This is a genomic window from Paenibacillus faecis, assembly GCF_008084145.1.
Classification (GTDB): domain Bacteria; phylum Bacillota; class Bacilli; order Paenibacillales; family Paenibacillaceae; genus Fontibacillus; species Fontibacillus faecis.
The window spans coordinates 588,914-604,911 of sequence record NZ_VSDO01000001.1; the positions used below are offsets into that span (position 1 = coordinate 588,914).

Below are 15,998 nucleotides of genomic sequence, written 5' to 3' on the forward strand. Positions count from 1 at the left end.
TCCCCCCTATTCCGTCTTGAAAAATTTATTGATGAGGACCGTAACTATCAAACATTCCAGAATGATAAAAACGGATATCGCACTGCCGTATCCATATTTGTACGTATTGAAAATCGTCGTGTACATTAAGGTGCTCGGCACTTCGGTGGCGAACAAGGGGCCGCCGCCCGTCAACACGTAAACCAGATCGAATACTTTAAATGCGCCGATGACGGAAAACACGAGACAGACCTTGAGAATGGGCTTCATAAGCGGGATGGTTATGGTGAACGCCGTCCGGACTCGGGAAGCCCCGTCGATTTTGGCCGCTTCGAAAATGTCCTGCGAAATCGACTTTGCTCCGGCATACATCAGCAGCATATGGTAACCGATGTACTGCCATAAGGTCGGAATAAAAGAGGCGACCAGCGCGGTTTTCTTCTGTCCGAGCCAGTCTTGGGCCCATTCCGAAAGACCGATGTTCTCGAGCAACGTGTTCAGAAGACCATAATCGGCATTATAGATTTTGGACCATAACTGCGCGATAACTACGGTGGAGATCAACACCGGGATAAAATACACCGTACGGTAAAAACCTTCCCCCTTCACGGTGGATGCCAGGATTAAAGCCAGCAAAAGGGACAGGGGCAATTGGATGAAAATGGAGGCCGCTGCAAACAGCAAAGAGTTTCTGATGGAATGCAAGGCCCTTGAATCCGTAAACATATCCACGTAATTTTCCAGTCCAATAAAGGTGCCTTTACCGACGCCGTTCCAATCCAATACACTATAATAGCTCGAGACGAAAATCGGAATTAATACAATCGAACAAAAGATCAGAAGAGTAGGAAGAACAAATATGGCAATAGCTGTTTTATTCGAAAAAACTGAATTCATCGTCGGTTCTCCCCTCAAAGATGCGGTCAGGGATGCACCCTGGCCGCATCTTGTTTGGATTTATTCATTCTGGGACATAGATCAAAGACTTAGTTCCGTCGGCTCAAGTTGTGCCATCTGTTTGCAGAATTCTTCAGGCGTAATGTCGCCTGCCAAAAGCAGGGCAATCAGATTTTTATGCGTTTCCGCAGACTCGGCGGGTAGAATGTTATCCCACCATGAAGTGAACGATGTGGCCGTTTTCAAAATTTCGGCAGCCGATTTATCAAGCGAGGAAAGGCTTGACGTATCCAGCCCTTCCGTGTTCCAGGTTGGAAGTCCGGCACCGGCCAAATAACCTTGGGTACCAAGCTGCTCACTCAAATAAATCAGGAACTCGGCCGCTTCCTTCGGATGCTTCGTCGTGCTGTTGATATAGTTCCCGTCAACAGCTACGCCGAAAATTTCGCTGGCTTTGCCCTTACCGTCTTCAAAGACCGGGAAAGGAATAACTTGAACCTTTCCTTTCGTCGCCGCCGACGGATCTTCAATCCCGGCATTTACCCAGTTGGCCTGGAACATCATAGCGCCACTGCCCGCATTGAACGCGCCCAGCATTTCATCGTAGCTCATGCTCAGCATGCTGCTGTTGAATGCGCCCGCTTTTGCCAACTCCTGCAATTTGGTCGCTGCCGCCACAAAGTCCGGCGAATCCCATTTGGAAGGATCCTTAAACGCCTCGATTACGGCGTCGCGTCCGGCTTGGCGCATCGCAATCATGTCGTACCAATACATGCCCGGCCAGCGGTCTTTCTCGCCGATGAGTGCCGGAGTAATGCCCGCCGCCTTCAATTTCTCTACCGCATCGAGCAGTTCCGTATATGTCGTCGGGATTTTCGCTCCCGCTTTTTCAAACAATTCGGTATTTACATAAAGGTTGGCGATATGCGTGAACACCGGAAGGGTATAGATTTTCCCGTCCGTTTCGATGGCTTCTAACATACCCGGCGCCATTCTCGACTTGATTTCATCCGTCAGATAGCCGGAGATATCGAGCACGTTTCCGGATTCGATATACGGCTGCATAAAACTGCCGCCGCCCATACCGTAAAAAATGTCGGGCGCTTCGCCGGCGGCAAGCGATGTTTTGATTTTGGTCTTATACTGTTCGCCGGTCGTACCTGTCCGTTCGACTTGGATATCGGGATGCTCGCTGTTCCACTTCTCGACGATTTGCGGCAGCAATTTGGCCGACGGGTCCGTATTGCCTACGGATTGATCCCATAAGGTCAGCTTAATGGAACCGCTTCCACTTTCGCCTGAAGATTTCCCTCCGGAAGATTCGGACGAACATGCAGCCAAACTGCCTGCAAGCCCCAACGCCAATACGATGCTCATCGATTTTTTTAGTAACGCTTTCATCTTTTGACCTCCCTGATAAAGTTTGATGCATCTATGGTTAATTTTAGGGAAGCCGCCAGATATACTCCATTCAAAATACGCACATCCCCTTGTAATATTCGAGCATCTCTTGGTACTCATTTCACACTTCGGTATTCATTCATCGACCTGCCGGTCGTTTTCTTGAATAGGACGCTGAAATAGTGCGGATCGGGGATGCCGACTTGTTCGCCAATCTCATACCCTTTTAGATCCGTCGTTTTCAATAAATTTTCGGCCCGTTTCATTCGCAGTTGGGTCAAATACTCCACAAAGGTCTGGCCCGTTTCTTTCTTCATCAGCCGTCCCAAATGGCCGGGACTGACGAAGAACGCCGCGGCGATACTTGCCAACCCCACCTGAGGGTCGCTCATGTTATTTTCAAGATACGCTTTGACTTGACCGATCAGGTTTCCTTCCTTGGCTTGTTTTTTCGAGAAAATGGTTCTCGAGGTGCTAAGGACGTATCGCTCCAAAATAGTGGTTAATTCGGGCAAATTGTCCGCGGTGATGATCGAGACCAGCGTTTCTTTATTCAACGCGTGTTCCTCCTCGATCTGTTGTTCCATCGCCGCGCGCTGGCATACGGCAATCACATCCATCGCCGCCAAACGAAACTGCGCTACACCGGAAAAAGAAACATCAAATATGCGGGGCAGCATCTCCGCCGCGCGTTCGGACGAACCCACGCTGACATAAAATTGCAGCTGCTGGAGTAGTTCCGGATTTGACTGATAAGGCTGCTCCCCACTGTCGACCATATCTTCAAAACAAACGACCTGATTGTTTCCCGCGAACGCCTTGTATCGAATCGCACGACATGCCTCCTGGTATCCCAGGTGGGCTTCTTGCAGATTTTCGCGCTTGCGCCCCACCCCGATGTTTACCAGGCAGGGGAAGGATTCAAGCAGCCTGGTAATCAGCGATTCGCCGTCGCTCACGAGATCCGTCTCCTCGTTAAAGGAAACAAGCACAAATTGGTTGCGGGTGTCCGACAAAATGAGAACCCGGTCGTTATCCCGATAAAACGCCTCTATGTTGTTCTTGCCTTCTATCCCCAATAAAATCAACTGTTCCTCGGTGTGCTTCTCGGATGCCGGAGCGATTTCCACAACCGCGAGTTGATAGACTTCGCCGCAAAGAAGCATGGGCAGGTTGAAATAATTCGCCTTATCCAGGATCTCTTCCAGGGACAGCGACCCCTGTATCCACTGGAATAAAAATTTCTCCCTTAGATAAGGGAGATTCCGCTCCAACTCCTCCTTTAGCCGCTTCAATTCGTTGTCACGCGTACGTTCCTCATTCAATTTCCGCTTGAGCTTGTCGGTTACATGCAGCAGGTCCACGGCCCGAATCGGTTTGAGGAGGAAATCGACAACGCCGATTTTGATGCTCTGCTGCGCATATTCAAACTCGTCATGACCCGTAACGACCACGATTTTCATCTTCGGGTATTTTTCCAACACCCTCCGGCTAAACTCGATCCCATTGATATTCGGCATGTAGATATCCGTAAAAATAATATCCGGCCGCCGCTGCTCCACCAGATCGAGCGCTTCCTGCGCATGGGAAGCTTCGCCGATAATCGTCATGCCTTGCTGCTCCCAGTCGATGCGCATTTTAAGCAGATTCCGGATCAGATATTCGTCGTCCACAATCAAAACTTTTAACTGTCCCATAATGCATCTGCTCCATTCGGTATAATTAACGTAATCGTCGTTCCTTTTCCCGGTTCGCTGTCCACAGTGATACAATCCTTGTCCCCGTAAAATATGCGCAAGCGCTCCATGGTTCCCCATAATCCAAAGCTCTTGATCTCCCCTTTTCTTTCCGTTTGCAAAATTTGTTCGATCTCTTCTCGCGACATCCCCACACCATCGTCGGAAATAGTTATGCTCACGGTGCCATCCACACTTCTCGCGCTAATGCGGATGATTCCTTTCGTTCCTTTGGGGCGTATACCGTGATACAGCGAATTTTCCGCCAACGGCTGCAAGACCAGTTTGGGAATCGGGGACTGGCAGCAAGCTTCGTCTACCTCGAATTGCGCCTCGAACACATCGTGGTAACGCACCTTCTGGATCTTTAAGTAATTACGAACCATCTCGATTTCTTCGCCCACCGTGATCACGTCTTTTCCTTTGCTGACGCTCATGCGGTAATAACTCCCCAACGCCTCGATCAGGTAGCATACCTGGTCGTTTAGCCCGGACAACGCCAACGAGTTGATAGAGTCCAGCGTGTTATACAGAAAATGAGGTTTGATCTGCGATTGCAGCGTATTCAATTCGGCCTTGCGGATCGTCTTCTGCTCTTCAATCATGCGCTTCAGAAGTTGGTCAATCTGTTCAATCATATGGTTGTATCCGTTATACAACTGTTCGAATTCATAGCTGTTCTGCTCTGTGTTCACTTTCATAAAATTTCCGCTAGGGGCTTTGTTCATCGACCGCAGCAGCTTTTGAATCGGTTTGATAATGCTGCGTGAGATCACGAAGGAACTCACAAAAAAGATAGCTCCATTGACAATAAGCAAAACCAGCGCCAGAAGCACCAGCGATTTATTTCTCTCCTGAAAGGTACTGTGCGGCGAGATACTCACGAATTTCCAGTTAGACTCCCCGCCCGCAAGATATGTAACCGTATATTTCTGTGAACCGATGTTCGCGGACAGGAATCCGGAATCACTTTGCTGAAACAATTGTTCCAATTTGGCTTTATTGGCGGTCAAAATCTCTTGATACACCGCTCCTTTCGGTTCATCGGCGGAGTCGGCTACGATGGTCCGGTTGTTTTCATCCAAAATCGTAATGTCCAAGGAATTTTGATCCAGCAGACTGGAATACGCCTGCACAAACGCTTCATCCTTGATGTTCATGACCAGAACCCCAAGGGGAGAGGTATTATCGATATCCCGAATCAATCGGATAAAAGATACGATATTGCCGTCGCCCTTGTTCCCGGACGTTTCCTCCGAAAAGGACTGGCCTTGGTTTAGTGCCAGGATATACCGTCCTCTATTGCGCACAACCTGTTCATACCAAGGAGCATCCTCAATTTTCGCTTCCATGAAAGTCGGAAGTTCTTGGGTACCGACGGAAAAACGGTGGCCCGAGTTGTCATAGATATATACCGAATCAATGATTGGAACCGCTTGCATTAAATTGTACAAGTACGCGCTGACTTTGGACTGGGTTTGCAAGTTGGAATACACGTCCCCTTGCCTAAGTAACTTTTGCAGATTAGGATCGGAAAATATCATTTTAGAATAGTTGTTTACGTTGCCAATCATTAAATCGACGTTCGTCCGGATGGAGGTAATCGTTTGCAAGGACGCCTCATTGAGTTTCTTTTGTGCCGAATTCGTAGATATATGGTTTAATACCAGGTAGCTAAACCCGACCGTAAACAAAATGACCAGAAAATAGGCGAACGGTATTTTAAAAGCTAGTTTTTTCGGCCTGCCGTAAATGAAATGGTTCCTCTTGATCCTCTCGATCACGTTTTGCCTCCCCCTTTATGACGTAACAATTAAATTCCATTATAGCTACAGCCCTTTGTTTCAGACAATGAAAAATCGTTTTCCGGAAACGATGCGATGGACTGATCTTCCGGTTGGGCTCTTGCGGATTTTCGTATGGCGGTGTAATCGTTGTTGATTTATCATGGAAAAAGAAGGGAGGTTTCAATTTGAACGAGTACGTGAAAAACGTTGTGACGATGGAACATCATGGCCGGGAGATCTACGGGGTTTCCTATATGCCGAAGCAAGGGAGAAAGTGCCCTGTCGTTATTTTCAGCCATGGGTATAATGGAACGTACGCGGATTTTATTATGCTCAGCGAGTATCTGGCGTCAAATGGAATCGGAGCCTATTGCTTTGATTTTTGCGGCGGATCCGTGAATTCAAAGAGTGGCCTAAAGACGTCAGAGATGACGTTATTTACGGAAAAAGAAGATGTATGCGCTGTCATCGACCATGTTCAAAAGTGGGACAACGTGGATACCGACAACATATTCTTGTTTGGCGCAAGCCAGGGCGGTTTGGTATCGGCACTGGCGGCGGAAGAACGTAAGGATGATATAAAGGGAATGCTGTTACTGTTCCCTGCCTTCTGTATCGCCGATGACTGGAGTAAGAGATTTCCGACACTTGAGAGTATCCCGGATACGCATGAACATTGGGGGATGACCCTCGGGCGAACTTTTTTTGAGAGCATCCATGGTTACGATGTTTTCGAGCATATGGGAACATTTGACCGAAACATTCTCATCTTTCATGGGGATCAGGATTCGGTGGTTTCTCATGAATACAGCAAGAAAACGCTGGAACACTATCCGCATATCCACTTGGAGGTCTTCCAGGGAGAGGGGCATGGTTTTTCGGAGGCCGGAAATAAGCGCGTAGCGGAGATGACATTGGAATTTGTGAAGGGGAATATGTAAGGTAAAAAGGGTTCTCAGCACACTCTTAACCTGCAACTATGGGTTTGGTTTGAATTAAAGGGAATTCTTCCCGTTAATTGGGTACGTATGCGGCTGCAGAGGTTAATTAGCTGGAAAATCTCCCGTTAATTCGCCTGAAATGGTGTATTTCGGCAATAAGGTCGCGAAATAGATGGAACTTTTCCAGCTAAAGTTCATCGAGAAGCCAAGAACGGTAAATTAACAGGATATTTTCCCGTTAATGTTGTAGATTTCGACGCCCAACGCCATTCTTTAGTCAACCTATCTAAAGTAGAATTTATATCATACTCAATAAAGGGAGAAATCCATGGTTCAAAAAACTAGTGTTGTGATGAAATGGACTCTTGTTTTTGTTTTTGTGTTATTGTTTTCCGCCTGTAATGCGGAAAAAGAAAAGTGATTTTTGTCCATAAGATTTTGATTCCCCCCTATATGCTAATTAATCTGAAACAATCAAATATAGTATTGTTTGGCATCAAAAAGACAGAGACTCCTGCATCGACTTAACGTTCCAGAAGTCTTTCGACTTACCACTCTTATGAAAAGCTACTTCCATTACGCCAGATCAACCAATCTCTATGTTTGCTGACAGCCTCATCATACGACATGTCTATTTCGATTTCCAAATCCAATTTCATTTCCTCTGGTAGCGCTCTTGCTTCAGTTTGCTTCAGTAATTCATTTATATATCGGAGCGTTGGTTCTGTGTGTCAACATCCTGTCGTAAACAGCAAAATTTATATTTTTTCCCGCTGCCGCATTTACATTTTTTTATTTCTTTCAGGTTTATTCATAACGTCAATCCTATTCATAATAATATATGTTGAATTATATTTTTCTTAGTATTTGAAAAACTTATGTTTCCACACCTTTGCTGAACGACTGGTTCTCAGGGCGGTTAAAGAATTTGATCTGCACACTATGTTTTTTCGGCTTGCCGTGATAAAACATTTAAACACAAAGAACCGCTCCCTGTAAAAAAACAGGGGCGGTTCTTTTGAACATCATCCGGTCTAATCAATATTGCCTTTTCCATAGATTAGGTGGCCGTTGCCCTCCTGAGCTATAAAGCTTCCCAATGGGCTCTAAAGAACAACTTGTACAGCCGCTTCCAAGCGATTTTCAACAACATGTACACCGGAATCACGACCAACATGCCAATGATGCCAAACCAGTTACCGCTTCCCAATACGAGCAGAATCGTGGTAACCGGATGGATGTCCAATTTTTTTCCGAAAACATAAGGAGATATGACATTATCCTGAATCTGCTGCGACAGTAAAATAATGACCAATGCCCAAATGCCCATCGACGGGGACTGAATCAAACCGATGATGACGATGGGAATGGCGGATATAATTGCCCCGAACAAGGGGATAAAATTCAAAATGACCGCAATCGTCGTCAACAGTAGAGCATAAGGCAGCCCGATCGCCAAGAAGCCGATAAACATCAGAACGCCAAGAGCCGCATTCACGATGACCCGGCCGATAATATAGTCATTCAGCGCCTTGTCCATGTCCCTGGTCGCGCGAAACACCTCTTTCCGATAACGCATTGGAGAGAGCTTGACCAGACTACGTTTGAAACGATATCCTTCTTTCAACATATAATAGAGCAGGATCGGGAAAGTAAACAACACAATGGCGAATTGGGACAGGAAAGAGACGAAACCGGTAATATAATTCGTTAAAAAGGAAATCCCCTTGCTCAGGTACTCCGAAAAATTAGCGGCCAAACCGGAATCGGAAGGAATGATGGACGAAAGGAAAGGCGTTTCTCCCCACTCTCTCAGTTGAGCATCCAGCAGATTCACGAATTGGGGAATGTTCTCCACCAAATTGAACAGTTGGGCTTGCAATAGCGGCCATAGCCCGGCAATAAATCCGATGGCCAAAATGACCATGATGACATAAAGGATCAGTATCGCCAAAGACCGCTTGACCTTATGCCGCTCCATGTAAAGGACGACCGGACGAAGCAAATAGTAAAAAAAACCGGCCAGCAGGATCGGAATCAAAATGGCTCCAATCACAGCCTGCATCGGGAGAAAAAAGGGCCTTACCAAAGAAAATACGTAGACGATAGCCAGCAAAATCAAAATGAATTTCGCGATGCGCGTCCATCTTTCCAAAAGCTTCATTCTCATCAGCACCTAACTTTCGAATGATCGGAATACAATAGCTATACCTACATTATATAATCGAATGGACCCAAAATTAAAATCGTACATAAGGCTATACCCTGATGTACGAACAGATTTGAAACCTTAACAGGTTTATATTGTCTGGCCAGCATCACCTAAGACTAGGAACCAGGATTAAACATCTGAAAATTCTCTAGTGGTTACATAAGTATAATCCCACGTTCCATGGCTATCGCGACGGCTTGAGATCGCGAATCCACGCCAAGCTTATTATAGATATTAGTCAGGTGAGCCTTTACCGTGCGTTCAGAAATCCCCATATCAGAGGCGATTTCTTTACTTTTATATCCTCTGGCTACGAATTGAAGAATCAAAATTTCTCGCTCCGTCAGCGAAGGTTCATCTATCTCTCTGTGGCCAACAGCCTCTTCTCGATTTTTCGCTTCAAACACCTTCGCCAAAATATCGGCCTGAAGAAGCGCCTCGCCACGCACCGCCGATTCAATGGTACGAAACAAGTTTTCGCGATTGGTGTCCTTAAGCAAATAGCCTTTAGCACCTAAAGCCAGTCCGCTAACCATAAGCTCATCTTCATTGTAGGTCGTTAAAATAATGACCGGAACCTGTTTTGGATGATCTTTCAAGACTTTCATGGCTTCCAGTCCACTCATTACCGGCATATTCAAATCCATCAGGATGACATCAGGATCAAGCTCTTCTAGTAGTTGCAATGCAATCCGGCCGTTTTCCGCCTCACCGATGATGGCAAATCGTTCGTCTGTTTCGAGAATCAGCTTCAAGCCTTCACGAACGATGGAATGATCATCTACAATCAGTACTTTATACGGATTCATGTCTAGGCTCCTTTATGAACGGGAAATTCCAAAAAAACTTGCGTCCCTTTCGGCAAACTCGATATTTTGATTTCCCCCTCAATCAACCTTGCGCGTTCTTGTATACCCAGTATGCCATAGTGACCCGGTTGTTTGCCAATGAGTTCTGTATTAAAGCCTTTTCCATTGTCCCTGATCTCGATATGAACCCTGCCGTTTCGTTCGAGGATGGAGATCCACACTTTGTCAGCTTGGGCATGTTTCGCCACATTCGTCAAACACTCGCTAATGATGTGCATGCTCTGCTCCATCAGGGTTCGGGATAAACGACTGGATACCTGCACATCTTCATCAACCTCAATGCCGGTAGCCTCAATAAAGCGCCGAATTTCGTAGGTTAGCGCTTCATAAAAGCTCATTCCTTCAACTGATTTGATGCGCAAATTATCAATAGCGCGCCTTGCGTCGGCTAATGTTCTTCGAGCCTGGCTCATGGACCCTTGAATGATCTCCTGGGACCTCGGGGTGTTCCCTTGAGATATGAAGGCATCTGCAGCCTCGAGTTGCATGATCAAACCGGCCAAACCTTGGGCCAACGTATCATGAAGATCGCGAGCCATACGCTGTCGTTCATTCATGAGCGTCAACTCCTCAACCTTTCGATGTGCGTTTTCCAAATCTTTTAGATATAGTTGTGTTCGTACCCTGGCGTTGACCTGCTGAAAAAACAGCAAAGCATATGCCCCGACAAGAATTACCATCAATATAAACAAAGCTATCAATAGAACAAGATCATGGCGGTCGCCTAAATATAAGAGAGCATAGAAGAACAAGAAAACGCAATACAGCACCACAAGAAGTATATTCTCTTTTTTATAGTAGAACCCGATGCTTTGACCGACCAGCATAGGGAGAAAACCAATTAGGACTGCTGGAGAGCTGTCCGGCACCAACAAAGCACTTATAAATATGAGCCCTCCCTGAACGATAAAATACAACCAAGCTTTTGTGCTCATGATGCGGTGTGAATGCCAATGAAGGAGGGCGTGTACAATAAAGGTGAATGTAAAAATCAAGCTATTCAGCAGAAGCAGATCTATAAAGTTCTGCATTATGATAGTGGCCACATAAACCAATGAAATCCACAGTAGAATCGGAAGTCGAGAGATTAGTATATTGTCTGTTGTTTCGAATTTAGCCATACCCTTGTTTTCGTCTGTTTCTAACGTCTTCACCCGATTGCCTCCCACGGCCTTATTATAAGCGGTTTTCACACTTGTTATAATCTTACCGCACTACTCGCACGAAAGGCAGCCCCAGGCTATTTGTTCCGGAATCAGCGTATCAGGACGCTCCATATCTAATAGAAACCGCAATTTCATCGACCGTAGTAGACTCATAACCTTTCTCTCCAAAAAGTCGCAGCGCGTTCTCTAGAATAATCCCTGGTTTATCCTTGATCACGTCAATCTCCTTCCTTTGTGTCTTCGACAGAAACATTGTCGTGACTTACAAAGCCCCGCCCGCTAACGGGTGGGGCTTTGACTACGTAGAGACGGTGCCGGACGAGACCGGCTGATCGGGCTTATGTTTGCGCATCAGGCGCTTGTCTTTCCACCCGGCTACCACCATGTATATCGAAGGCACCACGAACAACGTTAACACCGTCGAGAACATTAAGCCGAATATAATAGTGTAAGCCATCGGTCTGAACAATATGCTGCCGGCGATCGCCAGGGGCAGCATCCCGATCATGGCCGTAAACGAAGTGAGTACAATCGGGCGGAAACGCGCACCTGTGGCTGCGATGACCGACTCATACAATCCGATGCCTTCGCGTCTTGATTCCTCGATAAATTCGATCAGGACAATCCCGTTTCGCACGACGATTCCGGCGAGCGAAATAATCCCCATCATACTCATGAAGCCAATGGAAGAACCGGAGACAAAGATACCGATGATTCCGCCGGCGGCCGCCAAGTACACTGTAGTCATGACTATAATCGGGGCCGACAAGGAATAAAACTGGACCGTGATCAAAATAAAGATTAAAAAGATAACTACAATGAACAGCGTTGCCAAATCCCCGAAGATATCCGACTGCTCTGATGTTTCACCACCAAATTGGAGGGTGTATCCTTCCGGCATAGGCAGATCCTTCAGCATACTGCGGACCTCGGCGGTTAGTTCCGTTGCCGTCTTCCCTACCGCGTTCGCTTCCACCGTCACCATACGCTCAAGGTTATAATGTTGGATTTTTTGAGTCGTGAATGACGTTTTCATTTCAGCCAACTGCGCTAAGGGCACTTGCACTCCTTGTTTATTGGTAATGTAAATTTGCTGGAATAACTGGTTAGGACTCGCTTCCCGATTTGAAACGTGTAAATTAAGGTCAACGATCTGTTTTCCGGTATCAAAGTCCCCGATATCCAGCCCGTCCCCCATAAGACGCAACGTCTGAGTCAGCGTGTTGTAATCGATCATATACTCGTCCATAGCCGGCTTCTTCATTTCGAATTCCAAAGTATAGCTTTGATTACCGAAGTTATCTTTGATGCCGGTTGCGCCATCGATTTTGGCTATTTTTTCCTTGACCTGTTGGGACAGCTTTTGCAGCGTATCCAGTTCATCTCCGGCGATTCGGATGGAGACCGCTGGGCCGACCGGTATGCCAAGGCGGGGAACATGCATGGCGATGGTCGCTCCCGGGAACCGTTTTGTTAATTCCGCCTCCCAAGCCGGCACCGTCTTATCCAATTTAAAGCTATCCGACTTACCGATAACCGTTATTTGACCGATATTAGTCGCTGAGGCAAGAGCATTGGTAATATCGGAATAAATGGTTGGTGCCTTACCGCCAATACCGACACTAATGAACTCCGTCTCAGGCTGTTTTTCTACCCACTTGGTGATATCGCCCACCATCCGTTGAGTTTCTTGGAAGGTTGTGCCAACAGGCATCTCAACATTAATGCTGACATGCGGCTCCTCGGCCTCGGGAAACAAATCGATCGGTGTAATTAGTGCCAACCCGAACGAGGCCGTACCGATGAGAAGTCCAACAGTCGCGAATAACTTCGGTCTCTTTAGCACCTTCGGAATCAATGTGCCGGAATACCACTGGGTCGCAGCCTGGATTTGTTTACCAAGCAAACCGGCGGGTTTTTGTTCCCAGGGTTCGCTCTTTGAGTCGCCTTCAGTTTCTTTATGAATCAGGTTGTTCTTGGCCGCCTGTTTTCTTCTCCGGCGCTTCTCATGCCACTGACGGAAAATCGGAATTATGGTCAGCGACATAATCATGGAGGCGAGCATGGAGCAGGAAATCACGATGGGGATCGGTTTGACGAAAGAGCCGATATCCCCCGTCAAGAACAATAACGGCGCAAAAGCGAAAATCGTCGATAATGTAGCGGTCAGAATGGACACCGATACTTCCTTCGCGCCTTTAATCGCCGCCACGTCGGGGCTTTCTCCCAAGACGTGAAGCCGACGTTCGATATTATCGTTCACGACCACCGCATCATCGACAAGTATGCCCAGCACGATGATCAGACCGACGATGGAAATTTCATTCAGGGAAATGCCGGTGAATGGCATAACGATCATACCTACTGCGATCGATATCGGTATGGCCATGGCCACAACCAGTGATGTCACCAGATTGAGCCCCAGTGTACAGATCAGAATGACGGAAGCGATCGCGATCAACATTTCACGGATGAGCTCGCCGAACATTTCGCTGACCACTTCTTCTTGGCCGAAAGCGTGACTGAAATGCACGTTGCTTGGCAAGCTTTCTTTAAGTTCATCCAGCTTGGCCGAAATCAGCTTATCCATTTTCGGAACATCGGAACCGGTCTGCGCGGAGACATTGATCGATATGGCTGGTTTTCCGTTGTAATACGCCAGATAAGTTGGGGCTTTATCCGCCATTTGAACTTGACCCACATCTTTCAAATATATAGGAAACCCGGTTTCGCTTCTGGAAATCAGTACTTCATTCAGCTCTTCGGCCTGTTTCATGTCGGGAACGACCAATTCGTAGCTGCGCGATTGAAATTCCAGCGCTCCCAGTGGAGTGCGGTTGTTCATATTCTTAACGGCCTGTACAATCTGCTCCCAGGCAATGCCGTATTGCTCCAGTTTCTGCAAATCGATTTGAATGCGTATTTCCTTTTCCGGAATCCCGCTGATCTGAACATCCGCGACACCGCCAACTTGGCGTATTTTATCCCGCCAATCGATCATCTGATCGTTTAAGGCATATAGCGAATCTATCTTATCCGCATAAATAACGTAGGAGCCGATAAAAGAAGAGAACAGATCGTCATTAACCATGGGCTGTATAATACCGTCCGGTAAGTCCGCTGAAGCATCTTCCACCGCTTTCCGCAATTCATCCCAAGTCGCTTTGGCATCCGCGTCGGGATAAGCGGTAACTGTAATGTTCGAAACACCGCTCGAACTGGTAGATTCTATTTTTTCAATGGTCTCCACCTTTTTAATGGCCTGTTCCAACACCTTTGTTACCGACTGCTCCACCCGCTCCGGGGTCGCTCCGGGAAAAACCGTCGTAACTACCGCGTTTTTAATCACCACATCCGGCATATCTTGACGCGGGAGCCGGGTAGCGCTAAATATTCCAAAGACAATGAACATTACAAACAGCAGCAATGTGATTTTGCGTTTTTTAACGGAGTACTCGATCATTTGGCGTTTTCCTCCAAGATCGCTATAGCGTCCCCGTCAAACAAGCTTTCCGCCCCGGAGCTGACAACCACATCTCCTTCTTTCAGCCCCGATGCGATACTTTGGCGATTGTCTTCGCTTAGATGAGCGCCTAATTTAACGATAGTCTTCACGGCCTTGCCGTTAATATATCTGAACACATACGGCTCCTGACCGTTGCTGATCACCGCTCCGACTGGAACAAAGATACCTTCCTGCTCCGAAACCGACCTTCCGGCACGGACCACTTGCCCAGGGATCCAGTCATGCTTGGGATTAGGGACATTGACCTCCACACTTATAGTTCCCGTTCCCTGATTGGTCACCGGGGAAATCCGGTTTACGGTACCCTGCAACTCAACTCCGTTCTGTTCCAATGTAATAGACTGACCTGCTTTCCAAGCCGAAGCCTGATCGCTGGGAACAGGAATTGTGACCTTTAACGTATCAATAGAACCTATCATAAAACCTTCAGCTCCGGCAGAAACCGTTTGTCCTACAACCGCCTTTTTCTCCAATATGACTCCGCCGACAGGCGCGATCAGTTTGGTTTGGGATAGAGCTAATTCGGCTTGTTGCTGCTTGGCGACCGCCTGGTCATAAGCTGCTTGCGCTTGTGCCAATGACCCTCTTGCTTGAGAAACTGCGGCCTCTGCCGAGACTTTTCCGGCTTTGGCTTGGCTTACCGCCGCATTAGCCGTCCTGCTCTGCTCCGGTGTCGCTCCCTCGGTCAACTCGGATAACGACTGTTTCGCGTTATCGAGTGCGGTTTCCGCATCCTTAAATTGGACTTGAAATTTCTCGTATTCATCCAGCGATATGAGTCCATTGGAATATAGATTCAAATACCGGTCCGCATCCGTCTTTAATTTATCATAGGCGTTTTGAGCCTGGGTAACGGCATTTTGGGCCTGGGCAAGCTTTTGTGCGGACGCTCCTTTCTTTACAGTAGCCAAGTTGGCTTCCGCTGTCTCCAACTGGGCGGCCGCCGCATCCACTTGAGCCTCCGCGGCAGCAACTCCCGCTTTCGCGGCGTTTAATTGACCTGCGGCTTGCTTCACGCCGCTTTGGGCTTGTCTTAACTGCAGTTGCGCATTCGCGTTATCAACAACAGCCAATACCTGCCCAGCTTTTACCTTGTCTCCTTCCTCCACCAGTGTTTTTTGGATTTCGCCGGCGGCTTGAAAAGAGATGCTGGCCTCCTGATTTGGCCTCAAAGTACCGGATAAATTGTACACCGTACTTAACGGCTCCTTCTTGACCGTAATAACTTGTACGGCGGAAGTGCTATCCTCTCCCTGGGCAGCCTTCTCTTTATTCGAACCGCACGCCGCTAGAATCATAATAATTAGTAATGAACATAATGTCGCCGTCCAGCGTCCTTTCATCTAGTGATTCCCTCCTGATCCGTTTTTGCTGATGATTTTTTTGCCTTCATGTTCCCTGCGGCTTATTATAGGTGTTCCATCCTCAAATAAAATCGTGCTTTAGTACATGTACCTAAGGGCAAAATGACATGTACGAAAGTA

Annotated in this window: 11 protein-coding genes; 1 reads left to right on the plus strand and 10 read right to left on the minus strand. The window is 47.2% G+C overall.

The window, feature by feature from the left end:
• Positions 1–6 precede the first annotated feature (6 nt).
• The 4 genes from FRY98_RS02715 to FRY98_RS02730 form a co-directional block, all read right to left on the minus strand.
• On the minus strand, positions 7–876 hold the full coding sequence (locus FRY98_RS02715; protein ID WP_148450206.1) for a carbohydrate ABC transporter permease: 870 nt from the start codon (positions 874–876) through the stop codon (positions 7–9).
• An 81-nt stretch (positions 877–957) separates the two neighbouring features.
• Positions 958–2,277: an extracellular solute-binding protein gene (locus tag FRY98_RS02720; RefSeq protein ID WP_148450207.1), complete on the minus strand. Its 1,320-nt coding sequence runs from the start codon at positions 2,275–2,277 to the stop codon at positions 958–960.
• A 116-nt stretch (positions 2,278–2,393) separates the two neighbouring features.
• Positions 2,394–3,974, minus strand: a complete 1,581-nt coding sequence (locus FRY98_RS02725) for a response regulator transcription factor (RefSeq protein WP_148450208.1) — start codon at positions 3,972–3,974, stop codon at positions 2,394–2,396.
• Positions 3,962–5,797: a cache domain-containing sensor histidine kinase gene (locus FRY98_RS02730; protein ID WP_148450209.1), complete on the minus strand. Its 1,836-nt coding sequence runs from the start codon at positions 5,795–5,797 to the stop codon at positions 3,962–3,964. Before FRY98_RS02730 ends, FRY98_RS02725 begins: the two co-directional genes overlap by 13 nt.
• Before the next feature lie 188 nt (positions 5,798–5,985).
• Between FRY98_RS02730 and FRY98_RS02735 the strand changes: the two genes are divergently transcribed.
• On the plus strand, positions 5,986–6,741 hold the full coding sequence (locus FRY98_RS02735; RefSeq protein ID WP_211373246.1) for an alpha/beta hydrolase family protein: 756 nt from the start codon (positions 5,986–5,988) through the stop codon (positions 6,739–6,741).
• A 1,084-nt stretch (positions 6,742–7,825) separates the two neighbouring features.
• Here FRY98_RS02735 and FRY98_RS02740 read toward each other — a convergent pair.
• From FRY98_RS02740 to FRY98_RS02765, 6 genes are all read right to left on the minus strand, one after another.
• Positions 7,826–8,905 (minus strand): AI-2E family transporter, encoded by a 1,080-nt coding sequence (locus FRY98_RS02740; RefSeq protein WP_318249332.1) that lies wholly within the window; start codon positions 8,903–8,905, stop codon positions 7,826–7,828.
• A gap of 203 nt (positions 8,906–9,108) precedes the next feature.
• The gene (locus FRY98_RS02745; protein ID WP_148450211.1) at positions 9,109–9,762 is read right to left on the minus strand and encodes a response regulator; all 654 of its coding nucleotides are present in this window, start codon (positions 9,760–9,762) and stop codon (positions 9,109–9,111) included.
• Between the two features lie 2 nt (positions 9,763–9,764).
• Complete coding sequence (locus FRY98_RS02750) at positions 9,765–10,976, minus strand: sensor histidine kinase (RefSeq protein WP_225038152.1); 1,212 nt, start codon at positions 10,974–10,976, stop codon at positions 9,765–9,767.
• Between the two features lie 109 nt (positions 10,977–11,085).
• A complete protein-coding gene (locus tag FRY98_RS29400; RefSeq protein WP_148450212.1) occupies positions 11,086–11,241 on the minus strand; it encodes a helix-turn-helix domain-containing protein in 156 nt (51 codons plus the stop codon).
• A 45-nt stretch (positions 11,242–11,286) separates the two neighbouring features.
• The gene (locus FRY98_RS02760; protein WP_148450213.1) at positions 11,287–14,451 is read right to left on the minus strand and encodes an efflux RND transporter permease subunit; all 3,165 of its coding nucleotides are present in this window, start codon (positions 14,449–14,451) and stop codon (positions 11,287–11,289) included.
• Positions 14,448–15,857 (minus strand): efflux RND transporter periplasmic adaptor subunit, encoded by a 1,410-nt coding sequence (locus FRY98_RS02765; protein WP_148450214.1) that lies wholly within the window; start codon positions 15,855–15,857, stop codon positions 14,448–14,450. The genes FRY98_RS02760 and FRY98_RS02765 overlap by 4 nt, the downstream gene beginning before the upstream one ends.
• Between the last annotated feature and the right edge of the window lie 141 nt (positions 15,858–15,998).

What these genes read in the sequence shown, in the direction of transcription:
- FRY98_RS02715 (WP_148450206.1), bottom strand. Translation starts at nt 876, where the DNA reads ATGAATTCAGTTTTTTCGAATAAAACAGCTATTGCCATATTTGTTCTT.
- FRY98_RS02720 (WP_148450207.1), bottom strand. Translation starts at nt 2,277, where the DNA reads ATGAAAGCGTTACTAAAAAAATCGATGAGCATCGTATTGGCGTTGGGG.
- FRY98_RS02725 (WP_148450208.1), bottom strand. Translation starts at nt 3,974, where the DNA reads ATGGGACAGTTAAAAGTTTTGATTGTGGACGACGAATATCTGATCCGG.
- FRY98_RS02740 (WP_318249332.1), bottom strand. Translation starts at nt 8,905, where the DNA reads ATGAAGCTTTTGGAAAGATGGACGCGCATCGCGAAATTCATTTTGATT.
- FRY98_RS02745 (WP_148450211.1), bottom strand. Translation starts at nt 9,762, where the DNA reads ATGAATCCGTATAAAGTACTGATTGTAGATGATCATTCCATCGTTCGT.
- FRY98_RS29400 (WP_148450212.1), bottom strand. Translation starts at nt 11,241, where the DNA reads ATGTTTCTGTCGAAGACACAAAGGAAGGAGATTGACGTGATCAAGGAT.
- FRY98_RS02760 (WP_148450213.1), bottom strand. Translation starts at nt 14,451, where the DNA reads ATGATCGAGTACTCCGTTAAAAAACGCAAAATCACATTGCTGCTGTTT.
- FRY98_RS02765 (WP_148450214.1), bottom strand. Translation starts at nt 15,857, where the DNA reads ATGAAAGGACGCTGGACGGCGACATTATGTTCATTACTAATTATTATG.